Origin of the sequence: Brevibacillus sp. AG (assembly GCF_028369215.1) — a bacterium.
Taxonomy (GTDB): Bacteria; Bacillota; Bacilli; order Brevibacillales; family Brevibacillaceae; genus Brevibacillus; species Brevibacillus porteri.
Genome location: NZ_JAQMYO010000006.1, coordinates 298,786 through 324,890 on the forward strand (window position 1 = coordinate 298,786; position 26,105 = coordinate 324,890).

Genomic DNA, 26,105 nt, shown 5'->3' on the forward strand with positions numbered 1-26,105 from the left:
TAAACGAAGCCCTCTTTCGGAGCAATCCGGGGGAGGGCTTTTTAATATAACAGCATTACTCTATAAACTAATCCATGAGGCTAATATTCGGAAGTAGTTTCTTATCTCTTTCAATAATTAGCTCTTCTGATAATAGGTATTTGAGATCTCTTTGGGCTGTTTTTGAGGTAACGTTGCTGTACAAGTGCTCAATAAGTGGTGCTTTCTTATTTTTGTATTCTTCACTGTAGAGTTTTCCTCCATCAAGTAAAAATTGCATGACGTTCATTTGCCGCATATTTATTTCTCCAACTTTAGTTGCTTCAAGAACGAAATCCTTAAAGGTAATTAGTTTAATATACTCCAATATTGATTGCTGAACTTCTTGTAACTCATGTAGAAAAGCTCTCATGCAATACTTTACAAAGTTCGTTAAATTACCATTGTCTTTAAAACGAGCATTATTGAGCTGTTCAATATATTCATCCCTGTGACGGTAATGATAATTTGCTAATGAGTAAAATCCACGCACATTGTAACCGGAAGAATATAGTATAAAAGCTTCCAACGCTCTTGAAGTCCTACCGTTGCCATCGCTAAAGGGATGGATAGTAATCAAATAAAAGTGAGCAATAATGGACCGTATTAGAGGGGTTAAAGCATGAATAGTATGTGGATGGTTAAGAAAATCAATAAATTCTTTCATTAATCTTGGAACTTCATGGGCGTCGGGGGCGGAATAATCACCAGCCGTCACATTTTCTTGCCGATACCTACCTGGAACTAAGTTCATTGACCTGATATTGTTGGTATTTAATTCATGAAGGTGTCGGATTAAACCATCAGTTATATGTGATGAATTGGTACCATGTTCCCGAACATACTGTCGAATGAACAACTGCACTTTATGTGAGTTCTCTGTTTCTTCCCGACTGACTGATACAATTATAACGGTATGCTATATGGAATTTATATACTCGATGCTGCTCGAGCAAGCTGATAAACCATTTTCAGACGGACGCTACGGGGAGACTCGGCTTTACACAAGACACAACAATGATGTAACCATAAATACCCCGAACTCATAACGGACGGTCCTGACATTATACTGGATGGCGAACTGGCGGTAATGGACCCGAATACTGGCATTCCGGACTTTGAGCTGACAATGAAGAGATTCCAATCCAAGAGATCACAGTTGCCAACTTCATATGTTGTATTTGATGTCCTACGTTATGAAGATTCCGATTTAAGAAGCCTTCCCCTGCTGGAGCGCAAAGCTGTCTTGGAACGTACAATAACGGACACTCCAACCATGAGCAAAATCGCGTACATTGATGGTCGAGGCGAGGACTTATGGGACGTAATTGTTGATCGAAACATGGAGGGTATAGTCGCAAAGCGTAAGGATGGACGATACCACTCGGATAAACGTACAGACGATTTCACCAAGGTCATCAACTATACGTATGTAGACGTCCAGATCGCGGACTACAGAAAAGGTGACTTCGGTTGGGTGGCACATTACAACAGTCGACCAGTAGGCGTGACCGAACTGGGCGTATCCCCTACTCACAAGCAGGCGTTTTATGGAGTGGCGAAACAGTTGATCACTGGTGAGGATCGTGAGTATGTTTATATGCAGCCTCAGATTAAAGCACGCGTCAAAATGCGGAACTGGACAAAAAGCGGCATGCTTCGTTCACCAGTATTTGTTGATTTTATTCTTGCATAGTAATTAACCCGTCTCTGTTTTGAGGAGACGGTTTTTTTGAGTTAATTTTAATTGCATTCTAAAAGGCGAATCCTCCTTTGGAGCAATCCGGGGAGGGAATTTTTGTTTGTAACACTTCTGACATCAAAATGATACGAGAAAGGGACGGTAATTCCCAATCGCTTGGAAATGTTGTGTTTCGTGGAAAATGTAATCATTTTGTGAAACACTGTACAAGCTATTTCCGTCAATTATAAGAGGAGGTGTAATTTGGATAACATAACTAAATTAGAACTTTATATGAACAACACAATTCGACAGCATTCCCTACAATAACTGTGTTGATCTACCAAAGTGAGTTATATTTTACAATAAAAACCAAATTGTGGTTTGTGATTAGCTAAGAGACATTGAATTTTCTTGTGCTGAAAGCAGAGTCAGATTTTTTGAACAAATCCTTAGCACCTGCCGGTCATCCGTTGTATTAACATTAGAAAGCATCAAAGAAAGGGAGTGTGTTGACTATGAAGAAGAAAAACACCACAGTTTTGGGCGCAATTTTGATACTAACTATCATTGGTATACCTACTGTACTTACTTTAAATGCAAATTCAACTCCTAATTATCCAATCAACGAACAAGGACAAACTTATGGAAGCGATCCTTTAACAATAGAACCATCACAAGAGCCAGACTTGCTTGAGGCAACGGGCGAAAATGGGGTTGAAGGATATCTAAAAACTTCCGATCTAAGGCCACAGGTTTCTTCACCAGAAGAGGCAATTGCTTTTCAAAAAACTACAGAAGCTACTGGTTACAGATCGATCCCACTGTATGAATCAGATGGAATAACTGTAATAGGCGAATTTAGATTACATTTTTCAAAATAGGGATTAATGAAATTAAATATAATCCAATATTCAATTATGATTGAGGAGGAAACGTACATTGAACACAACGAAACAGGTGACAAGACAAATTGGTAAAATGGTAAAGATATGCGCTTTATCTGTGACTCTGATGTCAACATTTTTTATGCCAACAGCATCTGCTGCTGATGGCGACTTTGTTGAGTCTAGCCCTTATAAGACTTCGAAAATCAACGGTCAAACCTATTCTTTTTATTCTGGGATAGTTAGAGGAGATACTAGTAAACTAACCATTCGAGCATATTCTAAAGTCCTTGCAGATACAACTGTTCCAACAGGATCTATGGGCCAACAAGCAGTTCTGTATGATTCTACTGGGAGAGTAGTAAACGCAAGTGATATGATATATAACGATGAAAGCCTTGTGGGTTTTTATGTGTATTCTCCTTTCTTATACGATACGACAGGAAAGTATTTTGCTCGAAGTAAAGCAGAATTCTATAATGGAAATGGATACACTTCTTATACTGGAAATAAATCTCCAATTATGACACTCAAAATCAATACTATGAGACTTTCGGAAGATAAGGATATAGAGGAATTTATGCTCAAGAAGGAATACGATGTAAACAATAATGGGGAAACTTATGGTTCTTTATTATCAGAATACACAATAGGTGAAGAACCGGATTTAATTTCCGCAGTTGGCACTAATGGAGAAGAAGGATATGTTAGAGCAGAGGATCTAACACCAGAGGTTGCCTCGATTGAAGAGGCACTTGAGCAAGAGATCGAAAATGGTGAAGTTCGCACTATTCCCCTCTATGACGTAGATGGCGAGACTGTAATTGGTGAATTTGTGTTGGAAACAAATTTTGAATATATCACCGATACTGAATAGTAGATATGCCCTCCCATTGTCTGGAGGGCATTCTTAGTTCAATTATCAAGTATCATAATGTATTTATAGAGATAAGAATGACCCGTCCCTGTTTTGAGGAGACGGGTTTTTTTGAGTTAATTTTAATTGATTCTAAAAGCGGATACCTCCTTCGGAATAATTCGGGGGAGGGATTTTTACTATGGCTTCCTGTATATTTTATAGCTTTAAAAAATTTAGTATGTATAAAAAAAGCTTGACTTGATTAAATTACCATGTAATATTTTTACATGTTGTTATGTAATATATTGGGAGGTAGTATTGTGGTAAGGATAGACAACAACTTTAATTTTCAGACTGTGCCTAGCTATAGAGATTCATTGACAAGCGTAAATAGTGTACAAGATAAATATAAAACTGGAAAGGAAACTAAATTACAGGTACCGAGTAATAATGTCGACACTGTAGAGATTTCAAACGATGCGCAGTTGATGTTGAGAAGTACTAGAAGTGCGGCATATAGTAGTCCTTGGAAGGACGTAGAGGCTATAGTATCAGACTGGTATGAGATAGGGAAACAATGGGCATCTGATGCAGCTGATTTTGCAGTAGAAGCAGGCAAAGCAGGTCTTGATTTTCTTGTATTAGATGATGTAAAAACATTATTTGACCCTAAATCCAGTAATACGGATAAGGGATTAGCTGCTTTATCTTTATTCCCTGCTGGTAAGGCAATAAAAGGGATGAAACTTCTAAAAAAATTTGACGAAGATGTTGCTAAGTTTGTTGATCGTACTCTTTCGGGAAAAGTAAAAGTCGGAAAATATTATGTAGAGTCTCGTATACATGAAGATAGCCTTCTCGTTAGAGAAGCTGAGAAGGCTATGAAAGACTCGAGAATACAGAAGGATGCTGATGCATTATTAAGAAGATACCTAGAAGGGAATAATAATCCTGGGATCGAAAATAATAATATTTTTGGAGACATCTTTGAACTCAGATCAAGAACAGGTGCAAGAGTGTACTTGAGAAAGTCAGGGGATACTGTTGAGGTACTAGCGAAATCTGACAAACACAATCAGAAAGACGTTATCAATCGTTTGAGAAAACTATACAAATAGAAAATATTGGTTTTAATATTGTCAATTGAGGAGGGAGCCGTTAACTATGAAGAAGCATATTTGGATTAACACAGAATTATCTGAGATCGAGAGTCAGCAAAAAAATGATAAAAATGTAGATGTAATCGTAACCTTACCAGATCGAACAAGATGGTGGGGAACATTTTTTACTTATCAAAACATCGAAACATTACGACGGAAGAATAAAAATACTGGTGAGAACCTGTCTGGCACTTATCTATGGTCGATAAATATGGTTATTGTTGAAGATGTGAGTCGTGAAACGATTGAAAAAGTAGTGGATGAGCTTATTCGAGAAGGTGATTTACAAACAATTATGGCGAAGATCGATGATGTTTCTAGTGACTCAGAAGCTGAATATGGTGATGATTTTTTTGAATAGGCTAATCACTCAGTCTCTACGAAGTCCTTATTTTTGGTGTTAAAGAAACAACCCGTCCCTGTATTGAGGAGACGGGTTTGATTGTTTAATAATCACTTAATGGTTACATAAGTATATGTACGGTGATCCCTGGAAAGAGCAGAGGTTTGCTTGGGATTGATTTGGGAAAAGAGGCGGCGATGATCCGCCTCTTTTTTGTTTTAAAGGATTTAATTTCACAAGCTACTCGTTGTCCTGGTCTTCTACGGCTTCACCATATGAGTTTATGACTATTTCAGAAAACAGGGTATGTATAATAAGTTTTTTCGAGTTCAAAATGTCCCCAATTTTCTTTCATAGTACGTGCCATATCGATGACTTCTTGATTTGTTAGCTTAATTTGCACCACCTTCTAAAATGAAGATATGGGGAAAGCAAGGCGAGTGACGTCACGCTGATCGCAAGACAGGTCACTACCTTGCCATTAAGTAAGCTTTTTCGCACGTGGCTTGACAATTTGTCTTAAAAAAAACGAGTGAGATCAAAAATAGATCAGCATCGAAAAATCCTCGCTATCTGTGCAGATGCGAGGATTTCCATTCATATCGTTATGCTATGCTAACTTAAATGTACCTGTAATTTCCTGAAGCTCCTGTGCCAGTATATTTAGAGATTGGGTTGAAGCTGAAATTTCCTCCATTGTAGCCAACTGCTCCTCAGAGGAAGCGGCAACCAACTGTGAGTTCCCAGCTGTTTCTTTGGAAATCCGCCCAAACTCAGAAACAGTAGCAGAGATCTCTTCGGAACTGGCTGACATCTCTTCTGCCAAAGCTGATACCTCTTGAATTTGATCGGTGACGTGCTGGATTTTGTTTACTATTTTCTGGAATGATTCACCTGCCTCGTGGACGACACTGATCCCAGATTGAACATTTTGGTTTACTTTACTCATCGTGCCTACGGCATGGTTCGTATTGTTTTGAATCTCGTGAACCAAGTGTGCAATCTGTTTTGCTGATTCCTCCGATTGTTCAGCAAGCTTTCTTACTTCATCAGCCACAACAGCAAAACCTCTTCCATTCTCTCCCGCTCTGGCAGCTTCAATCGCTGCGTTTAACGCCAATAAATTGGTCTGCGAGGCGATGCCGGTAATCACATCTACGATTTTGACAATCTCTTCAGAGCGTTCACCCAAGAATTTTATGACATTGGTTGAGGTATCTACAGCCTCCTTGATTGAGTCCATCTGCTCGACAGCTTCTCGAATCGAAGTATTCCCTTGTATCGCTTCCTCCGAAGCCTCTGTGGAGGAGACAGACACCGTATAGGCTGATTCAGCAACTTTTTGGATGCCTACTGCCATTTCTTCCACGGATCGCGCACTCTCCTCTGACCCGTGAAGCTGTTGCTCCGCGCCATTGGCTACTTCCTGAATCGCCGTTGTAATGACAGTAGTGGCTTCCGCTGTTTGTTCCGCGCTAGCTGCCAACTCTTCCGAGCTCCCTGCCAAGGAAAGGGCATTGTCGTTAATTTTGCTGACAACGGTACGCAGTCCAGCGATCATTTGATTAAAATCTTTGGTAAGTGTCCCAATTTCGTCCCTGGATTGATATTCTCCGAATACGGTTAGGTCGCCAGCTTGGGCCCGGCTCATCAGTTCCTGTATTTTTTTTACCGGTTTTGTAATCATATTGCTAATGACAACACCAATTACCGCTAGTAGAATAACAAACACGATGACAGCAACAAGCATGAAAGTAGCTTCAGTTTCGGCATTTTGCTTGTTTTCTGCATTGACCTTCCTTGTATCATCGCTCATGTAGTCCGAGAATTCCTTCATCACATCGAAGGTCTCTTGCTGCACAGCGTGGACTTTTGTTAGGTAATACTGATACGCTTCCTCGTTCCTGTTGGTTGTAGCAAGTTCTATTGTTTTATTTCGTTCAGTAACGTAAGCGTCATACAATCCCTTGAATTTCTTGAACAGCTCGCTTTTCTTCTGATCGAAAGCGATGTTGTCCAGATCGGCTATTACTTTTGCATTATCATTTTTCACTTGTTCAATATTGTCTATTAATTCTTTATTCCTTTTCTGGTCTGTGGTAACCATTAGTTCCATAAAATAAGAGGCATTGGTCTGCATATTGGTGCGGATCTTGCTAATCGACTCGACAGCATAAAAGTTTTCGTTATACAACGTTTCCGAGCTTTCGGCCACATCTCTTGTGGAAATGTACCCAACCCCTCCGACTGCGATCAACATCATTAATGCTAGGACAATAAGCGTAAAGATTTTGTAATACAACTTCAAATTTCGAAAGAACATCCGCTCTCACCTTTCTTATGAAAATACGATATGCTTGTTGTTTTCCGCTATTTTTGAAACTTTAAACATTTTTCGTAGACTGCTAAAGTCGATAACACCGACGGATAGAAGCAACGGCTGACCGAGGAGGGCATTTTTTTACCTGTTTAATGGTTACACAAGTATATGTACGGCAATCCCTGGAAAGAGCAGAGGTTTGCTTGGGATTGATTGAAAAAAAGTGGAGAGGCACCTTCCTTATTTTTAGGGAGGTGCCTTATCTTGTTTGTATATTCCATCACTTCAAAGGATTGAATCTTGCTCAAAGCTACATAGTCTTTTCGAGAGGAAAAAAATTCTTTTTCATGGCCACTGATCATTTTTATAACAAACAATGCGTCATCATATTAAATTTCAAGCTATAGACTTCAGAATTAAAGATATGATTTTATCATTTTACCGACAGTCTTGCTTTATTGAGGAAACGGATGACCCTGGAAGAGGAGTCAGGAGTCCAAAGAAGTATTAAGGCAGACATGAAAAAAATATATATTGGTTTTACCGTTGAAAAAATAGCTTCCTTATTTACTGCTATCGCTATTCTTGTATCTGTAGCTCCTATTTCTTCATTTGCTGCTCCCCAAAATGCTAGCACACAAGCTCTGAAAAATTATACTTTGGAAATTAAGACATCTGATGATCAAGATTCAGGCACTGACGCTAATATTAAAGTCACGATAAGAGGTTCAAAAGATTCTTTCACAAGAGAGATTAATGGTAGCTTTGAGCGAGGTGATCTTGAAACGTTTTACATTTCAGGAAAAGACGTTGGAGAAATTAGATCAGTTACTTTAATTCAAGATGATAATGGCCATAAGTCAGACTGGAAAGTTGAATATGTTATCCTGAATAATTTGAAAAAAACGGTGAATTCATGGGTGGGACTAAATGGCAATTCTGGTAGTCTGGACATTCCTTTAAGTTAATATTGGTCAAGCCCCTGTTGCTCAGCTATTAGTCTGGGCAACACTACTGTAGTTACATTAGTAAATGTACGGTGACTCGCAGAAAGAGCAAAGGTTTGCTTGGGATTGATCATACAAGTTAGAGGGGCGGGAAACCGCCTCTTCATTTGTTTTATTAAATTCACATTTATGCCTAAACAGCCATATCATGATCAAGGGCATTTGCATAGTATGCACCACGTGCATTTTTTAGCCTTTATTGGTGTTTGGCGTGAAGCATTTCGATCAGGAAATGGCTGCCTGTATTCCTGTAAGAAAGGGTGAATCCAATTTGGCCTGCCCATTTTTTCAGCCTTCAGTCGAATATAATACGGGAGGAACATCTCCTTCCAGCATTACTTCTGCTGATTTTAACAGAGACGGTCGCATAGACTTGGCCGTGGTGGATATTGGGTCCAATGATGTTTCCATTCTTGTCAACAATGGGGCCGGCGTATTTTCCGTATCACAAACGATACCCTTCAGTACTTTGTTCCCTGGGTCTTTATTAGGGCAAATTGCAGCAGCAGATTTTAATGGAGATGGCTTCATTGATTTGGCTGTAACTGATCAAACTCCCAATGACCGAGTTTTTATCCTTTTGAATAACGGGGACGGCACCTTTGCTGCACCTGTAGCTTATAGTACAGGTGTGTTTCCTGCTGTTTCGCAATCTTTTGCTATTGCTACAGGTGACTTTGATGGTGTAAACGGTGTGGACTTAGCTATAGCAAATGTAGGCCAAATTACAGGAACCAGTTTCATTACTGTCTTGTTGAATAATGGATCAGGTGTATTTACCATGGCGCCAGGGAGTCCATTTGACACTAATCCTGGTTTGGCCCCTTTTGATATTGTAGCGGCTGACTTTAATGGAGATGGGAGACTTGATCTGGCCACTGCCAATCGAGACACGAATGATGTAACTATATTTAGAGGGAATGGGAACGGTACGTTCCAAACTCCTGGAGTGAGTTTCTCTGTACTTCCAGGGGGATCATCCCCCATTAGCCTTGTATCTGCTGACTTTAATGGTGATGGGGCTATTGATATTGCTGTTGGAAATATTGCTACGAGTAATGTAACCGTCTTTCTAAACGATGGATTCGGTTCTTTTACAGAAGCAGCAGGAAGTCCCTATACCTTGGGCACTGATGCATTTCCTTTTGATATAACAGCGGCTGACTTTAATTGTGATGGAGCCATTGATTTGGCTACCCCAAATGCAGGTTCTGATAACGTTTCTATTCTCATAAACGACGGAACAGGAGGATTCTCGACTCCCTTTCAGTTCCCTACAGGAGCAGGTCCTTTCAGTATTACAGTAGCTGATTTTAACGGAGACGGAAGAGTTGACATCGCTACTGCAAACGAGGATTCGAGCAATGTTTCTGTTTTGCTCAATGGATGCGTGCAGCCACCAACCTGCCCACCTGACATGGTAGTACCCTGCCCTATCGTAAACTATCCAACACCTGTATCTCTTTGCCCGGGAGTTACCGTTACCTGTTTTCCGCCTTCAGGATCCCTTTTTCCTGTGGGAGATACTGATGTCACCTGTACGGCACAAGATATATTTGGCAATACGGAAGTATGTTCATTTACCATCACAGTTATGGACGAACCTCCCACCATCACTTGTCCTGAAGACATCACAGTCCTTGTGTTACCTGGGCAAACGTCCGCTACTGTTACCTATGAAGTCACTGCCACTGATATTTGTGGGGTAACCTCTATTACCTGTCATGGGATCACACGGTCCTTTTCTCCTCCTGCCCCAATTGCAGTTGCAACCTTTACCATGGACTTTCCTGTAGGAATGACGATGCTCACCTGCACAGCCAGAGATCAGTCAGGAAATATGGCCTCTTGCAGCTTTGTGGTTACCGTCACTTCTGGAGTCTCCAACAGTATTCAGCCAGAAATCATTCGAGTAAAAAAAGTGTATGATTGGGTAGTCTTTCAATCTAATTTTAGGCTCATACTGGATTTAAATCGTAGTCATGATGATCAAGGAAATCAAAAATGAACCCGTCTCCTTACAAAGGGACGGGTTTTCTTAGTTGTTTATGGCTTAATGGATACTGTTTCATTTCTTTAAGCGATATGGAACCGTAGCGATTTTTACATCTTGGCGGGCAAATAAATACGCGCGGATCAATAAACTTGTTTGGTTATGAAGTAAGTTATGCCACCAACGCTTGGTAATAAACTGCGGAATCATGACTGTAACATGATCCGTTTCTGCCTTTTTCCACTCAACCGTGTCAATAAACTTAAACAAAGGTCTTATGATACTGCGATAATGTGAACGCAGGACAATCAAACGTACTCCGGGATTCCAAAGATCCCATTTTTCCTCCATTTTTTTCATGTCTTCATCACTGAACCCGACGTATACAGCGATAATGTCATCTGACAATGATTGCGCATAACTAATGGTGTTTTTCACCACCTGCGAAATCCCTGCCACAGGAATAACGATTACACTCCCTTTGGGTTCGGGTTTGTCTGTTTCCATATCAAGTCGTAACTCATTTGCTAAATCTCTATAATGCTGATTGATCTTCCTAAAGATGAAAATGACGATAGGAAGGAAAATAAAAATCGGCCAAACCTGAGAGAGTTTTGTAATCAAAAAGATGAGGCAAATGGTAAGGGTCGTTAGCATTCCTAACGTATTGATAACAAAAGGTAGTAGCCACCCTGGGGGCTTTTTGGAAATCCAGCGTTTCATCATTCCGGCTTGAGACAAGGTAAACGGGATAAAAACCCCAAGGGCATATAAAGGGATTAAGTTTTCCGTTTCTCCTTTAAAAGCAATCACTAATAGTGCTGAAAGAATTGCCAAGAAAATAATTCCGTTTGAAAACCCAAGACGATCTCCCCGAACCATGAACATATTTGGCATAAATCTGTCTTTGGCTAACATAAAGGCGAGTAAAGGAAAGGCTGCAAAAGCAGTATTAGCGGCCAGGAATAAAATAAGGGCTGTAACAGCCTGAATCGAGTAATACACGATTCCTCGTCCAAAAACAGCAGAAGCAATTTGAGATACCACCGTTTCCTTTGGATTCGGTGAAATACCAAACAAATAAGCCAACAGGCTAATGCCCATGAACATAACACCGAGGATAAGTCCCATTATGATTAGCGTTAATGCTGCATTTTTCGGTGCTGGGTCCCTGAAGTTGGGAATCGCATTGGATACGGCTTCTACCCCTGTTAATGCCGAACACCCTGAACTAAACGCTCTCAATAGCAGGAATAAAGTTATTCCCGGAACAACTGCCCCATATTCTGGGGGATGAGCTTGAACATTTCCAGCCAACCATTGAAAACCGCCGCCAATAATTAAGATAAGAATAGCGGCAACAAACAAATAAACAGGGTACATTAAAATCGTTGCCGATTCTGTTATTCCACGTAAATTTAATATCGTTACGGTTGCAATCATGAACAAGGCAAGAAGAACGCGATGTTCATGAAGCACTGGAAATGCCGAAGTAATAGCGTCTGTAGAAGCAGACGTACTAACAGCAACCGTTAGAATGTAGTCCACGAGCAAAGAGCCACCTGCAACCAGTCCAGTAGTGGTTCCTAAATTGTCCTTGGCGACAATGTATGCTCCACCACCTGTTGTATAAGCAAAGATGGTTTGACGGTAAGACAAAATGAGTATGGTTAAAAGACCAACAACCGCAATGGAGATGGGGATAGAGTACCACATCGCTACTGCACCCAAAGTAATTAACACGAGAAGAATCTGTTCTGTACCGTAAGCGACAGAAGAAAGAGCATCAGATGAAAGAACCGCCAAAGCTTTTACTTTATTTAACTTTTCTTCGGCAAGTTCACTTGATTTCATAGGTCTACCGAGTAAAAATCGCTTGAATTCTGAGATCATGTGTATTCCCCTATCTGACATTTCTCGTTAGTTTTCCCACAGCTACAAAAAAATGAGTCCATTTCTTTGTTTCCCATGGATTGGCAACTATGTAAGTGGGGAAGCTAAAAAAAACGGGTTCTTGTCCTTTAGCTTCATGCTTTTGGACAAAACCCGTTGCAATCATGTAATGGGAGCCTTTTACAGGAATGACTCCTCGTAACAAGTCATTCACAGAATACGTTGAAACAATCGAAAATCGGATGGACTGCACCCTGCCATACGGTAAAGACTCAGATAACTGTACGCGTATTTATAAAAATGGCCATGTCTGCTTTCAGCTAACGCCTGTTCCCAGTAAGAAGGTTCTAATGGATTCAACTCGTTTGCCGTAATTGCCGACTCAGATTCAACCCGATTTTCCTCGAGTGTATTTGCATAAGCCAAGAGGTTGATTCTTGCGTAAAAGGCCGGATCGAGATTGTCGTGTACATCATGGCGATAAGCTTGTTTCATTTCTACAATGGCGTGACCATGCGTAAGGATATGCCCCAACTGCATATCGCCTTTCTCCATTTGCACCGGTCTTTGAAAGTTATGGAGTAAGTCAAGCACAGTCTCCGGAGTCAGCTGTAATCTTACACCAGTATATGGTACGCCGTCAGGATCAATGATGATATTCTCTCCATTCACAGTAACAAAACCAGGACCTGATGCTTCGAAGTTTCCAACAATTTTCCCCATGGCATCAAACAATTCGGCAGTTGCCGGAATAGCGGAACGAGAGAGCATGCTCAGCAAATAGAACGTGTAAATCACGTCATGACCAAGCGCATGGCATGTTTGGTTCTTTTGGACAAGCAGTCTCATCATTTGAGCAGGAAAGTCCTCGTATTCGTTGTTTGCCCGATACTGCTGTTCGTTTGCATGTTCTTCCACAATTTTATCAAGATTTTTACGAATCAACTCTTCCAACTTGGCAGGTACAAGTTTTTCTTCCAAGAGTTCAGTCAAGGCGATAACTGCACACGCCCAATGTCCTTCCCACATATTGCTTTGTGACGATTCGATCATTTTTTGGCATGCCCATTTCCTATAGAAATCGATATCCAAATCAATCACCTCTCAATCTGATAGAGCTTATTCTTTAAAAGAAGGAACCTGAATACATGATGATAGAATAATACAAATACCATAATGTCAAAACTAAAAATTGACATGACACCAACTAGATGAGAGGTGTTCCTTGATGACAACAAGTAAAACGAATCCTAAGGTTGATGAATTTTTAAGCAAGGCGAAAACGTGGAAGGCTGAATACGAGAAGTTGAGAAGTATTGTCCTTGACTGTGAGCTGACTGAAGATTTTAAGTGGATGCATCCTTGTTACACGTTTGAGAAAAAAAACATTGTTTTAATACATGGATTTAAAGAATATTGTGCGCTACTGTTTCAAAAAGGTGCCTTGTTAAAAGATCCAAATGGGATTCTCATTCAACAAACGGAGAATGTACAGGCCGCGCGCCAAATCCGATTCACCAATGTGGACGAAATCATGGAAATGGAAGCTATTTTGAAGGCATATATTCAAGAAGCCATTGAAGTTGAAAAAGCCGGTTTAGAAGTGGACTTAAAAAAGCATGAAGAATACATCATTCCAGAAGAATTGCAAAAGAAAATGGATGAAATCCCTGCCTTGAAAACTGCTTTTGAAGCATTGACTCCGGGACGGCAAAGAGCCTACATTCTTCATTTTTCAGCACCCAAACAAGCCAAAACACGAGAATCAAGGGTTGAAAAATGCATGCAGCAAATTCTCGATGGAAAGGGATTAAATGATTAGTATATTTGATGAGGAAATGGTGAAGAAGAGGCGGGAGAACCGCCTCTTTTTTGTTTTTGTATTCGTTTCATTCCTCTATCAGGAATAGTATACTTTTTCTATTTTATATAATGTCTGCTCGATGGTTGGGCAAAGATCGGCATCTCCTTTGTAAAATTTCAAACGAAAGTACAAGCTCTTCAAAAAATTCTTTATATTGATTTTTTGTTTAAAGGCAGGCAGAAATTCGGAACTCTTATCTACATCTCCAAAGCTTTGAATCCATTGCTCTACATAACTCTGGCTAAGCATTTTTCTATTCAGAATACTAACAATGGCTGTTACCATTCTCTCATCTTCCCCATCGGAGTAAATTCGATCGGTTATGGTCATCTTTTCGTAAACCAAATCGAGGATGGTTATGAGGTCACTTTTATCCAACTCGGAACATTGAGCTAAATCATCTAATGCATCCGCTGCATGGGCTATGGCATGAGCCCAACCTTTTTCTTCATCATATCCTCGGTAATCTCGCTCTTCACGTACGTTGAAAAATACTTTCTCTTTTATTGCATGGATGTTCTCTCTGGAGAGAAAGGGTGATTCTCTATGCCGCATGAGGAGTAGGGGGATGACTAGCATAGAGAAAGAGCGGGTAAAGACAGAGTCTGTATTTGTTTCACCAAGCTTAAAAAGCAAATGGTTTTTATCTAGAATGATTGGTATCAGTTGTTCTAGTTCGTTTGCAGTTAGAGAATTACCAGGAATCCAATGTGATAAGGTTGTATAAATGAGGTCATCACGTAATGTGGCATCCAAAGAACCAATTTCATTCATCATTTCTACTACGAATTGAAATGTATCGGATGGTGTTTGGTAGCCATTTTCTTTTATGAATATTAGCTTTTCTTTTACATTCATTTTACATGCTCCCACTCTTTATTCTTCGAACTGACTTTGTGGCTTTACTTAGTGATTATTGTCCATTTTAGATTTCGACATAAATAGGTTATCAACCTCCAAAACATGAGCAGTTTTGACTGCGGTGGGGTGAGATGTAGCAGTACGAGCACGCACAGAGATCCTAGGATACTCACCTTTTGCAAAAAAAATAAGAAGAGGACCGAACCTTTTTCCGAAAGAGAGACAATATAGTGTGTAAGCTTACTCAGGAGGGCCCTCTGAATGGAAAATGAAGAGATGTATCAATTACTTATAAAAATGAAAGAGGGTGATGAACAGGCATTTCATACGATGTATGATGCCACCTTTCAGGACGTATACCGGACCGTCTCCTTTCTGGTGGATCAAAAGCAGGATCGGGAAGATGTCATGAATGAAATCTATATGCAAATGTGGACCTCACTTGCTAATTACGATACGAACCGTCCTTTCCAGTTCTGGCTGCATGGCCTGGTAATCCGTCAAGTGCAGAGATTTCGGGTCAAGAGCTGGAGGAGATTCCGCATTTTTGAGCGGATCCGTTCCTTCTCCCGGGAAGAGTCTTATTGGGATGAACATACTGCGTTGATGGATGGGAGGAACCAACTGATATCCCAGTCCATACGAAAACTGACCGACAAACAGCGGACAGTGATTATCTTCCGCTTTTATCACGACTATACTCTTGAGGAAATTGCGACGTTGCTCGATATTCCGTTGGGTACAGTCAAGTCCAGATATCATGCTGGCCTCCAGGCGCTTAGAAAAGACTTCGGGAATCTCCCCCTGGAAAGGATGGAAAAGATCAATGACTATTGAACATAAAATCCGTGAACATCTGCACGAAGAGGCAGAAACGATGGAGTGTCCGCCGGCCATTTCCAAACGTATAGAACAATCCTATTCTCACTATTTGCAACGGAAAAGGAGCGAAATAACGATGAAAAAACGTTTAATTGGTGGATTAGTTGCTGCTGCGATTTTGATTCCAACCGCAGCATTTGCGGCCCCTGTTGTGATTGACATGCTTACTCGAGCACCAATGACTTCTGAACAAGTCAAGCTGGATGAGGTTGGTAAGGCAGCACTTGAAAAGCTGTACAGCGCAATTCCCGAAGCAAAATCGTTTGAGATTATCGATGCGAGCTACCTTGGAGACTCCAGTGATTCAACCAAAAAGGTCCAACTAAGCATCGTCCTGCAGGAAAAAGGAGGAACTGGCAAAAAGCTTACTCTTCATACAAACGGTATTACGGGTGAGATTCAAGACCTGACTCAAGAGAATTGGGAGCCTAAGGAGAAACCACTCATTACTTTGCCCGATCAGGAAATCAAGGCGAAGGTGGATCATCTCATTGATAAATTGTATGGCAACATCAAAGATTATGAGGCTGCCATGGAGCAAATGGACAATCCAAATCAGAAAACATTTATCTTGAATTACACCAAGAAGGGATCAGAGGGAGAGGGTTACCAAGCATTTGTTCAAGGTAATACGATTAGTCTTTCTCCGGTAGCTCCTGCACCATCAAACAAGGAAGTAGAAGGGTTCTTCTCTTTAAATGGTAAGCCTGATTATACTGCTGATTACTTCTTAAACGATGAAAAACTGTTTTCTTTACTAAAAATGAGCCCGACAGAGTTAAAAGAAGAAATAGCAAAAGGGAAATCTGTTGTAGAGGTTGCAGCATCTAAAAATATCTCGAAACAACAAGTAATTGATGTGATCGCAAAAACACAGGCTGAAGTTCAACTTCAAGATGGAAAAAATAAAGTAACAATCAGCGATGATTTACTGAAACAAATGATGAAAGAAGTTGAACCAAAAGTCGTACACATAATTGAACACAAAACGGAAACGGAATGGTAGAAATAGCAAGTCAAGGTGGAGGAAAAAGAGGCGGGAAACCGTCTCTTTTTCTGTTTTACAAAATATGTATATTGATATAAAGTTAACAAAGAATGGAAAAATATCAATGTGATGAAATCCGTAATCATTCGATGAAATCAATGGGAATAGATAGAGGAGGAACATGTGTATGAAGCAAAGTAGTACAAAAGGATTTTGGAAACGATTGTCGATTCTCTTGCTTTTATCTTTACTCGTACTAGGCAATATTGCAGATGAGAGTACACTGGTACAGGCAGCTGAACAAAAATCAGAAAAGATTCTTTCAGAACAAGAGGCTATTGAATACGCCAAGAAATGGGTGACTATCCCCGAAGGTTATGAGTATGGCTATGGAAACTACTACGAACCGTATGAAGACTATATACCCTATGCGGGGTGGTCCCTTATTTGGAATAAATCAGATCAATCAAGTATCATGTATGTAATTCATCCTGTCTCAGGGAATCTGTTGAGATATCAATACCATGGCGAGCACAGCGAAGCCCCTGGCCCTGCTACAGCGAATAGAAAGCAAATCGATCTTGAGGGAGTAATGAAGTTTCTCACAAAAGTCATTCCTCCAGAGGAACGAGCGAAGCTAACATTGCTAGAAGAAGGCGATTTCGAGAGCAACAATTCGGAAACGTACTATTTTAAATTTCAGAGAGTAGAGAATGGTATTCCTTTTAAGGACAATGGGATCACTGTAACCATGCGAGGAGACGGAAAGGTTCTGCGATTCAATCGATTATGGTATGAGGGGGAGTTGCCTGACGCAAGCCAAATCATATCGGAAAAGGAAGCACGCGAGCTGTTGGAACAAAAAACGGAGCCAACCATGTATTATAAGAGTTTTTACGGTGAAGATCATAAGCAGAAATACATGTTGGTCTACGATTACCTACCAACCGATCCGCAAATGGTAGATGCGATCTCAGGCGTGATGATCGATGGCAAAGGGGCGGTGGCGAAACCAAAGCAACCGATCAAGATTTTGAAGGAAATGCCCTCTGCTTCAGCTCCAAAGGCTGGGAGTCAGAAAGACGGAGGTTTTACCCGCGAGCAAGCGGAGGCAAGCGCAATCCATCTCCTGCAAACGACGCTCCGTGATCAGTTGGCAGATATTTATATGCTTGAACCACAGCCGTATGATGGAGGTCTGAGGGGGAAGGAGACGAATTGGCGGGACTATAAAGTGCATTTTGGATGGTTGAAAAATGGTCTTCTGATTAAGGACGCAAGATTTGAAGTAGCTGTCAACCCGTACTCAGGCAACAGTATTATAGGGGATGATGAGCTCCCCTCGCCAGTGATTCTTGACAATAACATGCAGAGAGTAGACCTGGCCTCTGCGAAAAAAACGGAGCAAGCCGTAAAAAAATCGCTCGAACTCTACTACTTGCTACCGGATATAGAGTTTAACGAGGTAGAGCAACCAAAACCGCGGCTTGTTTACCGCCTCAGCGGAGACAAAGGAGTTGTCGACGCACACACAGGAAAATGGATCAGTTTTTTAAAACGTGAAGAAAGCAAATGAGCAATCGCGAATGAAAAAAACGGCTGTCAGTGGTTAGTCTTACAACTAACCTTCTGCAAGCCGTTTTTTCTATTTTGCCTACTGAGTGATTCCCAGCATTTGTTTCATATCTTCTTGGGCATCACCAATCAATTGGATATGGAACAAGTCTTGTAGTACTTGCAGAACACCAGGCTGAATGAACTCAGGCAATTTTGGGCCAATCCGTATATCTTGTATCCCCAGGCTAAACAGACCGAGCAGGATGGCAACCGCTTTTTGTTCAAACCAGGAAAGAACGATACTTACCGGCAGCTCGTTCACTTCACATTCGAAGGCATCGGCTAATGCAGCTGCAATCGTAATGGTAGAAACCGAGTTATTGCACTGTCCCAAATCGATATACCTTGGGATGTCGGTACCTGGCACGATGCCGAAATCTACATCGTTAAAACGGAATTTTCCGCAGGAGGTAGTAAGAATGACTGCTTCTGGCGGTAAGGACGTAGCCAATTCACGATAATACTCGCCTCCCTTGCCAGGAGCGTCACAACCAGCGATGACGAAGAAGCGTTTGATCTTTCCTTCCTTGACTGCCTGAATGATTTCAGGGGCGATGCCGAGGACCGTTTTGTGATGATACCCGGTCGTCAATGTCAGTTCCGATTCGATGGAAGCCTCAGGAAGAGACAATGCTTTTTCAATGAGTGGCGCAAAATCGTTATCTACAATTTTCGTCACGTTCTCCAATCCGGTTATATCATACGAAAAGAAACGATCGGCGTAGCTGCCTCGAATGGGCATCACACAGTTTGTTGTAGCCAGTATGGCGCCGGGAAATTTCTCGAACAATTGACGTTGATCGTACCATGCTTTCCCGATGTTTCCTTTCAAATGAGGATATTTCTTCAGTTCGGGATAGCCATGTGCAGGCAGCATTTCGGAATGCGTATACACATTGATTCCTTTACCTTCTGTCTGTTTTAACAGCTCTTCGAGAGCAAACAGATTGTGCCCCGTAACAATGACGCACTTTCCTTCTATTTTATTTTGCGAGACTGTGATTGGCTGCGGGACTCCGAAATGATCCGTATGAGCCCGATCCAAAAGCTCCATGACTTTGATGGCGGCTTTGCCTACTTTCATGGCCATTTGCAAATGTTCATCCAAGTTAAAATTCACATTCGTCAATGTAAAATAGAGAGCTTCCTGTGTAATCCCATCTACTTCAGGATCGATATAGCCTAGTTGACGAGCATGTGTTGCATAAGCGGCAATTCCTTTTAAAGCAAAAATAATGGTATCCTGAATACTCGCAAGATCTTCATTCTTTCCGCAAACGCCGATGACCTTACAACCACCTGATGGAGTCTGTTCACATTGATAACAAAACATGTATAATCCACTCCTTCGATTCAAGATTTCGCTTTGATTATAAGCGGATTGCCTGGAAGGAGGCTGTGATTAAAATCACAACGGGAAAAAACATTGCCTCTTATCATAGTGGATGAAGAAGATTCCCAAGTTGAGGGGTGTTGTTATGGTACGAAAATGGCAGTTGCCGTTACAAACGTTGAGTCTTACGGTCGGTTTCATGGTATGGGTCATTCTGTCATCGCTCATGCCTTTTATCAAAGAAACCGTACCAATGAGTGCAAGCGAGGTGGCGTGGGTGACAGCGATTCCAGTCTTGCTGGGATCGTTGCTGAGAATCCCCGTAGGATATTGGAGTAACCGATTTGGCGCGAGAATATTATTTAGCATAAGCTTTCTCTTGCTGCTGGCTCCTGTTTTTTATATTAGCCAGGCGACCACTTATACAGATTTGTTAATAGGCGGGCTATTTTTGGGGATAGGTGGAGCGGTGTTTTCCGTTGGTGTCACGTCTCTCCCTAAATACTATCCGAAAGAGAAGCATGGTTCTATAAACGGAATCTACGGTATGGGGAATATTGGTACAGCGATAACCACTTTTGCAGCGCCAGTTCTGGCTAAATCGTTTGGATGGGCAAGTACTGTACAGATGTTTCTGTTATTGCTTGCGGGATTCGCTGTACTTACCTTCTTGATGGGGGATAAAAATGAACCGAAGGTAGTGACTCCTCTTGGTCAGCAGATCAAGAGTGTCTACAAAAACGAAAAGCTATGGTTAATCAGTTTGTTTTACTTTATTACATTTGGTTGCTTCGTCGCTTTCACCGTGTATCTCCCGAATTTTTTAGTGAGCCATTTCCAATTGGATAAAGTAGATGCAGGTATGAGAACAGCAGGGTTCATTCTTTTGGCGACACTGGCGAGACCATTGGGAGGATGGCTAGGTGATAGGTGGAACCCCTTCAAGGCATTGATGATTGTGTTTGCCGGGCTCGCCTTGTCTGGTATTGTCTTATCGTTTTCGCCATCGATTTTAATGTATACGGTAGGGTGCTTGTTGGTAGCGATATGTGCCGGAATTGGTAACGGTGCCGTGTTCAAATTAGTGCCGATGTATTTCTCGCGACAAGCGGGGATTGTAAATGGGATCGTATCTGCCATGGGGGGATTAGGAGGATTTTTCCCGCCGTTGATCTTAACGCTGCTGTTTAATCTGACGGGGCATTACGCGATCGGTTTCATGGCGCTATCGCAGTTTGCACTGGCAAGCTTGGTCTTGGTGATGTGGATGTTTTATCAAGAAAAGCTGCAGCTCGCCGCCACCATTATGGAAAAGACGGGAGAGGCGATACTGATTACCGATACACGCGGAGTCATAAAAAGTGCGAACCATGCTTTTACGAAAGTGACCGGTTATGAGATGAATGAGGTGATAGGCAAGTCACCCAATATTTTAAAATCAGGCAGACAGGGTGCCGACTTCTATCAAAAGATGTGGGACTCGATCAAGAAGAATGGCTATTGGCAAGGAGAGATCTGGAATCGCCGGAAGAATGGGGATCAGTATCTCCAATGGTTAACGATCAGCGCGATTCTGGACGATGCAGGAGACGTTGAGTACTATGCGGGCATGTTCAGCGAGCTTGCGGAGCAAAGACATGGATAAAGAAGCTTGAATCACTTATGAAAATAGTCTTGGACGGACAAGTCCAGGACTATTTTCGTGTAGATATGTATGTAGAGTTTGCTCACATTTGGCAAATATCAGGAGGGCAGTCATCACAAAAAATGGCTTCTTTTAAATAGGCAAGGTCTTTAATCAAGATAAACCCCTGGGGAAGCAGATCAATGGTGTCCTGTTTTTTCAGATCGGAAAGCATCCGGTTGACACTTTCTCGTGTCAGGCCAATGAATTGTGCCAAATCACGATTGGTAAGGGAAAGGTCGATGAGGATTCCTTCGGGGTGTGGCTTGCCGTACGTGTTACTCATGCGGATTAGCGTTGAATACAAGGCGCCGATTTTGCCATTGAGTAGCAAATCACGAAATTTAGACTGCATCCGTCTGTTCATCAATCCCATCCAACGCAGGAAGTCTACGCAAAATTGACCGTTTTTGATGAGCATTTTTTCCAACCCTTGTCGCGGGATGATCCATATCTCACCCTCCATCAACATGGTGCCTGTGGAGGTGTACGTCAATTCCTGTTCGAAGAGCCCGGAGACGCCGACTAGCTCTCCTGCACCAAATACTTGCAGAGTCAGTTCTTTTCCATCGTTCGTGTTTTTTGTGAGCTTAATTTGGCCCGACGAAATTAAGAATAGCTGATCGGCTCTTTCACCATCCAAAAACAGAACGGCTCCGGGAACGAAATTTTTCCTAACAGAAAACGTTTCAAGGCTATTCACAAAATCGGAAGAAATCTGCTGTACAAACGTTGTGCCATTTCCGGTCATGTGGTCCCTCCTACAACAAGGATACAAAGGTAACTCATTATATCATCCGAAATTGATGGTTTGGGAAGAGGAAATCGTCCTGATTGTGGCAAGGGTGTGAGGTAAATCACAACCTGGGTTACGAGCCATTGCTACAATGACCTCAAGCGAAAGGAAAAAATGAGCAGCAGCAGGGAGGGTGTTGTATGAACTATCTATTTGCTTCCAAGGTGGCGAAGCGTGCTTTTATCATCATTGCTTGCTTGTTCGTCCTAAGTTACGTGGGAACACGTTTTTTCACGCATATTGATCTGGCGCTTTACGGCTATATGGTGGGGACTCTTGTCTTTATTGGAGGCTTCCTATACCGATTTTCTGCGTGGGCAGATCGCCCGCCAACGAATGTCATTCTGAAAAAGGGGCTACGACTTCTCTTTCGTAAAAGCACGGCGAATACAACGGTAGATCATCTGGCCATCTATCGCTTTATTTGGAATCGGGGATGGTATCGCTGGACACAGCACATTTTGCTGGGATGGGGATGCATCTTGGCCGCGTTTGTCACCTTTCCGTTAGTTTTTGGCTGGATGTATTTCACGATGACGGACAACGGCTACTATCAGGTCGTGTTCATGGGTGTGGATGTTCTGACAGTACAAGCAGATGGCTGGATTGCCTTTCTCTTTTACAACGCGTTGAACATTACTGCTTTTATGGTCATCGGTGGAGCAGTCATGGCATTGTATCGCAGATTCAAGAACATGCAGGCACGGGCTGAACAATCCTTTGTCTACGACTTTTTACCTTTATACCTGCTACTGTTTATCAGTGTGACAGGCTTGATGTTAACCGCAAGCAACATGTTCTTAGGGGGCTTTGGGCACCCGGTCATATCCGTCACACATCAATTCGCAGTGATTGTGACCTTGATTTATCTGCCATTCGGAAAACTGGCTCACATACCGTTCCGCCCGATGAGTGTGTTTGCACGTAATTATCGCGAGCACTATGGCGAGCAGGAAATGAAAAAGTGCAAAGTGTGCAGCAATGAGTTTGTTTCTGCGGAACAGTCGGCAGATGTGATCAATGTACTGGGTAAAAACGAAATGGCTTTTCAAATGGAAGAAGGATTCCACTTGGCTGAACTTTGCTTGCCGTGCCGCAGAAAATACCGGATGTTCCGTTTCACAGGAGTTCCTACGCACGAGATCAATGCCAGGGAGGCAAATCAACATGCCAAAGGATAAATTTTTTAAAGTGATTGAAAATAAGATACATCCGAACGAGAAATTGGTCAGCACGCACTGCTGCTACTGCGGTATGCAATGCGGGATGAACCTGCGTGTAGATACAACGACGAACAAGATTATCGGCGTGGAGCCACGGTACGATTTCCCTGTCAATCTGGGTAAGATGTGCCCAAAAGGGGTGACGGCTTATCAGCAGGTGAACCATCCAGATCGGATACAGCGGCCGTTGATTCGAACAGATGCATCTTTAAAAGGCACGGCGGAAGGATTTCGGGAAGCGTCATGGGAGGAAGCACTAGACTTGATCGTTTCCAGGTTCAAGGAATTGCAACACAACTATGGCAAAGATACTTTGTCTGTTTACTCTGGCGTTTCCATGACGAACGAAAAATGCTACCTCACAGGTAAGTTTGCACGGGTCGCCTTGCAAACCCGCTATATTGACTACAATGGCCGCTTTTGTATGTCCTCCGCTGCGGCAGGATTGAATCGAAGCTTGGGGATTGATCGCGGTTCTACCGTTCCCTGGACGGATATTCATCAAACAGACTGCTTGTTTTTGGCCGGTTCAAACGCGGCAGAGTGTCATCCAACCAGCATGTTTCGTATTTGGGAAGTGCAAAATCGAGGCGGTTATCTGATCGTAGCCGATCCACGGGAAACGCCTTTGGCACGTCGAGCTGATATCCACCTGGATCTGCGGCCCGGTACAGATTTGGCACTGGCAAACGGAATCGTTCATCTCCTGATCAAGAATGGGCATATGGATGAAGACTTTATTCGAAATCATACGAATGGTTTTGAAGAAACAAAAGAAGTGGTTGCTATCTTCACACCGGAGTATGTCAGCGAAATAACAGGGGTTTCGGTGGAGAAGATTGTGCGGGCTGCCGACATTTTCGGGAGGGCACCCGATGCGATTGTGATGTTTTGCCGTGGTGTGGAGCAACAGGCGAAAGGGACGGACAACGTATCGGCTTATACCAACATGTCGCTCGTCACAGGAAAGATTGGCCGTCCAAAATCAGGTGTTGCAACCCTTACTGGTCAAGGAAACGGTCAGGGCGGGCGGGAACACGGGCAAAAAGCCGATCAATTGCCTGGCTACCGCAAGCTCGACAATCCTGAACATGTGCGTGAAATAGCATGTGCCTGGGGCATTTCCCCGGAAGAGATGCCGCAGAAAGGTGTCTCTGCCTATGAGATGTTCCAGCTGATGAAGGATAAAACGATTCGCAGCTTATACTTACTCTGCTCCAATCCGGTTGTAAGTGCGCCAAATCTAAACCATGTTCGAGAGTCCCTGAAAAGTTTGGATTTTATGGTTTGCTGCGACTTTTACTTGTCCGAATCAGCTGAATACGCCGATGTCGTTCTTCCTGTTACGACTTGGGCAGAAGACGATGGAACGACTACCAATCTCGAAGGTCGCATTATTCGTCATCGTCAGGCACAGGAATGGTTCGAAGAATCCAAGCCTGACTGGTGGATTCAAATAGAAATCGCCAAAAGAATGGGGCGCGGACAATACTTTACGCACTTGAAGTCTCCACAGGATATTTTCAATGAAATACGTCAGGTCTCCAAAGGCGGAATAGCTGACTACTACGGGGTCACCTACGAGAAAATTGATCAAAACAATGGTGTTTTCTGGCCGTGCCGCGAGGAGGGCGACGAGGGACAGCCCCATTTATTCCTGGATAAAAAATTTTATCACCCGGATGGCAAAGCCAAAATATGTGCGCTGCCTTACCGTCCGCCAGCGGAGGAGCCGGATGAAGAATATCCTTTGCGGCTAACGACGGGACGAGTTGTGTTCCACTATTTGTCCGGGAACCAGACAAGACGAATCCCGTTTTTGACGGACATGTATCCTGATCCTCTGCTAGAGGTTCATCCAAAAACAGCGACTCGTTATGGCATTGAACACGATGAGATGGTCACTCTGAAAACGAGAAGGGGCGAGGCTCAGTACCGTGTGAAAGTGATCGAGGCCATTCGAGAGGATACGGTGTTCGTGCCGTACCACTGGGGAAAAGCGGAGTCTATCAACCTGCTGACCAACCCGGCTTTGGATCCTTACAGCAAAATGCCCGAGTTTAAAGCTTGCGCCGCGAAAATCATCAAGCACAAACATGGAGGAGTTCGCCATGGGTAAACAAGTCTTATACATCGAAATGGACAATTGCATCGGTTGTCGAAGCTGCTTGGCGGCGTGTACACAGTGTGGAGGTCACGACAACCGAAACCGAAACTACGTACTGGATGTGGACCCGTTTATCAACAGACAAACGATTCCTCTCATGTGCTTCCATTGTGTTAATCCTGCTTGTGCCCGCAGCTGTCCTGCTCAGGCGATTCAAATCGCAGATAATGGGGCCGTATTGTCAGCTTTGGTAGAGAAATGCATCGGTTGTCAAAATTGTACGATTGCCTGCCCCTATGGAATTCCCAAATTTGATGAAGAACAGAATCTCATGTACAAGTGCGATCTATGCTACGACCGTACGAAAGAGGGAATCCCGCCGATGTGCGCTTCGGTTTGCCCGACAAACACCTTGCAGTGGATTGAGGAAGCAGAGCTGGAAGAAAAACGGGCACAGATTCCTTTGGCCAATGGCAAATGGACTGCCAGCCACGACCCGGATGTACTGGAAGGCGAAACCAATGTGAAAATTAGCCTGCCTGGCATTCTGCAGGGCAAACAGAAGCTATTCTAGAGGGGAGAAATACCT

General features: G+C 42.5%; 22 protein-coding genes. 15 read left to right on the forward strand and 7 right to left on the reverse strand.

The features are described from left to right. Window positions 1–67: 67 nt before the first annotated feature. Complete coding sequence (locus POF51_RS17775; protein ID WP_271755809.1) at window positions 68–883, reverse strand: Fic family protein; 816 nt, start codon at window positions 881–883, stop codon at window positions 68–70. A gap of 225 nt (window positions 884–1,108) precedes the next feature. Between POF51_RS17775 and POF51_RS17780 the strand changes: the two genes are divergently transcribed. The 5 genes from POF51_RS17780 (at window position 1,109) to POF51_RS17800 (ending at window position 4,966) form a co-directional block, all read left to right on the forward strand. Next, a complete protein-coding gene (locus tag POF51_RS17780; protein WP_318533230.1) occupies window positions 1,109–1,714 on the forward strand; it encodes an ATP-dependent DNA ligase in 606 nt (201 codons plus the stop codon). Window positions 1,715–2,217: 503 nt separating this feature from the next. Further along, complete coding sequence (locus POF51_RS17785; RefSeq protein WP_069848638.1) at window positions 2,218–2,583, forward strand: hypothetical protein; 366 nt, start codon at window positions 2,218–2,220, stop codon at window positions 2,581–2,583. A gap of 58 nt (window positions 2,584–2,641) precedes the next feature. Further along, the gene (locus POF51_RS17790; RefSeq protein ID WP_244521771.1) at window positions 2,642–3,463 is read left to right on the forward strand and encodes a peptidase; all 822 of its coding nucleotides are present in this window, start codon (window positions 2,642–2,644) and stop codon (window positions 3,461–3,463) included. 302 nt (window positions 3,464–3,765) lie between these two features. After that, complete coding sequence (locus tag POF51_RS17795; protein WP_244521770.1) at window positions 3,766–4,563, forward strand: hypothetical protein; 798 nt, start codon at window positions 3,766–3,768, stop codon at window positions 4,561–4,563. A gap of 46 nt (window positions 4,564–4,609) precedes the next feature. Then, window positions 4,610–4,966 carry a hypothetical protein gene (locus POF51_RS17800; protein WP_069848636.1) on the forward strand — a complete coding sequence of 119 codons (357 nt, stop codon included), beginning with the start codon at window positions 4,610–4,612 and terminating at the stop codon, window positions 4,964–4,966. 592 nt (window positions 4,967–5,558) lie between these two features. Here the strand turns inward: POF51_RS17800 and POF51_RS17805 are convergent. Further along, complete coding sequence (locus POF51_RS17805; RefSeq protein WP_271755810.1) at window positions 5,559–7,271, reverse strand: methyl-accepting chemotaxis protein; 1,713 nt, start codon at window positions 7,269–7,271, stop codon at window positions 5,559–5,561. Window positions 7,272–7,738: 467 nt separating this feature from the next. Between POF51_RS17805 and POF51_RS17810 the strand changes: the two genes are divergently transcribed. Beyond that, on the forward strand, window positions 7,739–8,236 hold the full coding sequence (locus POF51_RS17810) for a PLAT/LH2 domain-containing protein (RefSeq protein WP_069848630.1): 498 nt from the start codon (window positions 7,739–7,741) through the stop codon (window positions 8,234–8,236). Window positions 8,237–8,486: 250 nt separating this feature from the next. Further along, window positions 8,487–10,283, forward strand: coding sequence for an FG-GAP-like repeat-containing protein (locus tag POF51_RS17815; RefSeq protein ID WP_271755811.1), 1,797 nt, complete (start codon window positions 8,487–8,489; stop codon window positions 10,281–10,283). A gap of 60 nt (window positions 10,284–10,343) precedes the next feature. On the opposite strand, the gene POF51_RS17820 is transcribed toward POF51_RS17815, so the two are convergent. Together POF51_RS17820 and POF51_RS17825 are read right to left on the reverse strand one after the other, a co-directional pair. Continuing rightward, a complete protein-coding gene (locus POF51_RS17820) occupies window positions 10,344–12,161 on the reverse strand; it encodes an APC family permease (protein ID WP_069848628.1) in 1,818 nt (605 codons plus the stop codon). Between the two features lie 210 nt (window positions 12,162–12,371). Continuing rightward, window positions 12,372–13,253, reverse strand: coding sequence for a hypothetical protein (locus POF51_RS17825; protein WP_069848626.1), 882 nt, complete (start codon window positions 13,251–13,253; stop codon window positions 12,372–12,374). A gap of 136 nt (window positions 13,254–13,389) precedes the next feature. On the opposite strand from POF51_RS17825, the gene POF51_RS17830 reads away from it, so the two are divergent. Then, window positions 13,390–13,983, forward strand: a complete 594-nt coding sequence (locus POF51_RS17830) for a YdeI/OmpD-associated family protein (RefSeq protein WP_069848623.1) — start codon at window positions 13,390–13,392, stop codon at window positions 13,981–13,983. 78 nt (window positions 13,984–14,061) lie between these two features. Here POF51_RS17830 and POF51_RS17835 read toward each other — a convergent pair whose 3' ends face one another. Beyond that, window positions 14,062–14,883 carry a DUF2785 domain-containing protein gene (locus tag POF51_RS17835; protein ID WP_069848620.1) on the reverse strand — a complete coding sequence of 274 codons (822 nt, stop codon included), beginning with the start codon at window positions 14,881–14,883 and terminating at the stop codon, window positions 14,062–14,064. A gap of 264 nt (window positions 14,884–15,147) precedes the next feature. Between POF51_RS17835 and POF51_RS17840 the strand changes: the two genes are divergently transcribed. The 3 genes from POF51_RS17840 to POF51_RS17850 all read left to right on the forward strand — a co-directional run bounded on the left by POF51_RS17840 (window position 15,148) and on the right by POF51_RS17850 (window position 18,332). Then, entirely contained in the window at window positions 15,148–15,723 is a 576-nt protein-coding gene (locus POF51_RS17840) for a sigma-70 family RNA polymerase sigma factor (protein WP_017251313.1), read from the forward strand. Continuing rightward, window positions 15,713–16,774, forward strand: a complete 1,062-nt coding sequence (locus POF51_RS17845) for a hypothetical protein (RefSeq protein WP_069848618.1) — start codon at window positions 15,713–15,715, stop codon at window positions 16,772–16,774. The genes POF51_RS17840 and POF51_RS17845 overlap by 11 nt, the downstream gene beginning before the upstream one ends. Before the next feature lie 169 nt (window positions 16,775–16,943). After that, the gene (locus tag POF51_RS17850) at window positions 16,944–18,332 is read left to right on the forward strand and encodes a YcdB/YcdC domain-containing protein (RefSeq protein WP_069848616.1); all 1,389 of its coding nucleotides are present in this window, start codon (window positions 16,944–16,946) and stop codon (window positions 18,330–18,332) included. Window positions 18,333–18,410: 78 nt separating this feature from the next. Here POF51_RS17850 and hcp read toward each other — a convergent pair whose 3' ends face one another. Next, on the reverse strand, window positions 18,411–19,706 hold the full coding sequence (gene hcp / locus POF51_RS17855; protein ID WP_017251310.1) for a hydroxylamine reductase: 1,296 nt from the start codon (window positions 19,704–19,706) through the stop codon (window positions 18,411–18,413). 145 nt (window positions 19,707–19,851) lie between these two features. Between hcp and POF51_RS17860 the strand changes: the two genes are divergently transcribed. Beyond that, window positions 19,852–21,351, forward strand: coding sequence for a nitrate/nitrite transporter (locus POF51_RS17860; RefSeq protein ID WP_069848614.1), 1,500 nt, complete (start codon window positions 19,852–19,854; stop codon window positions 21,349–21,351). Between the two features lie 82 nt (window positions 21,352–21,433). On the opposite strand, the gene POF51_RS17865 is transcribed toward POF51_RS17860, so the two are convergent. Then, window positions 21,434–22,141, reverse strand: coding sequence for a Crp/Fnr family transcriptional regulator (locus POF51_RS17865; RefSeq protein ID WP_017251308.1), 708 nt, complete (start codon window positions 22,139–22,141; stop codon window positions 21,434–21,436). A gap of 185 nt (window positions 22,142–22,326) precedes the next feature. On the opposite strand from POF51_RS17865, the gene POF51_RS17870 reads away from it, so the two are divergent. From POF51_RS17870 to POF51_RS17880, 3 genes are read left to right on the forward strand one after another with little or no spacing between them, the layout of a single operon-like run. Beyond that, a complete protein-coding gene (locus POF51_RS17870) occupies window positions 22,327–23,367 on the forward strand; it encodes a hypothetical protein (protein ID WP_069848612.1) in 1,041 nt (346 codons plus the stop codon). Then, entirely contained in the window at window positions 23,354–25,528 is a 2,175-nt protein-coding gene (locus POF51_RS17875; protein WP_069848609.1) for a molybdopterin oxidoreductase family protein, read from the forward strand. Before POF51_RS17870 ends, POF51_RS17875 begins: the two co-directional genes overlap by 14 nt. Next, on the forward strand, window positions 25,521–26,090 hold the full coding sequence (locus POF51_RS17880; RefSeq protein ID WP_017251305.1) for a 4Fe-4S dicluster domain-containing protein: 570 nt from the start codon (window positions 25,521–25,523) through the stop codon (window positions 26,088–26,090). Before POF51_RS17875 ends, POF51_RS17880 begins: the two co-directional genes overlap by 8 nt. Window positions 26,091–26,105 lie beyond the last annotated feature (15 nt).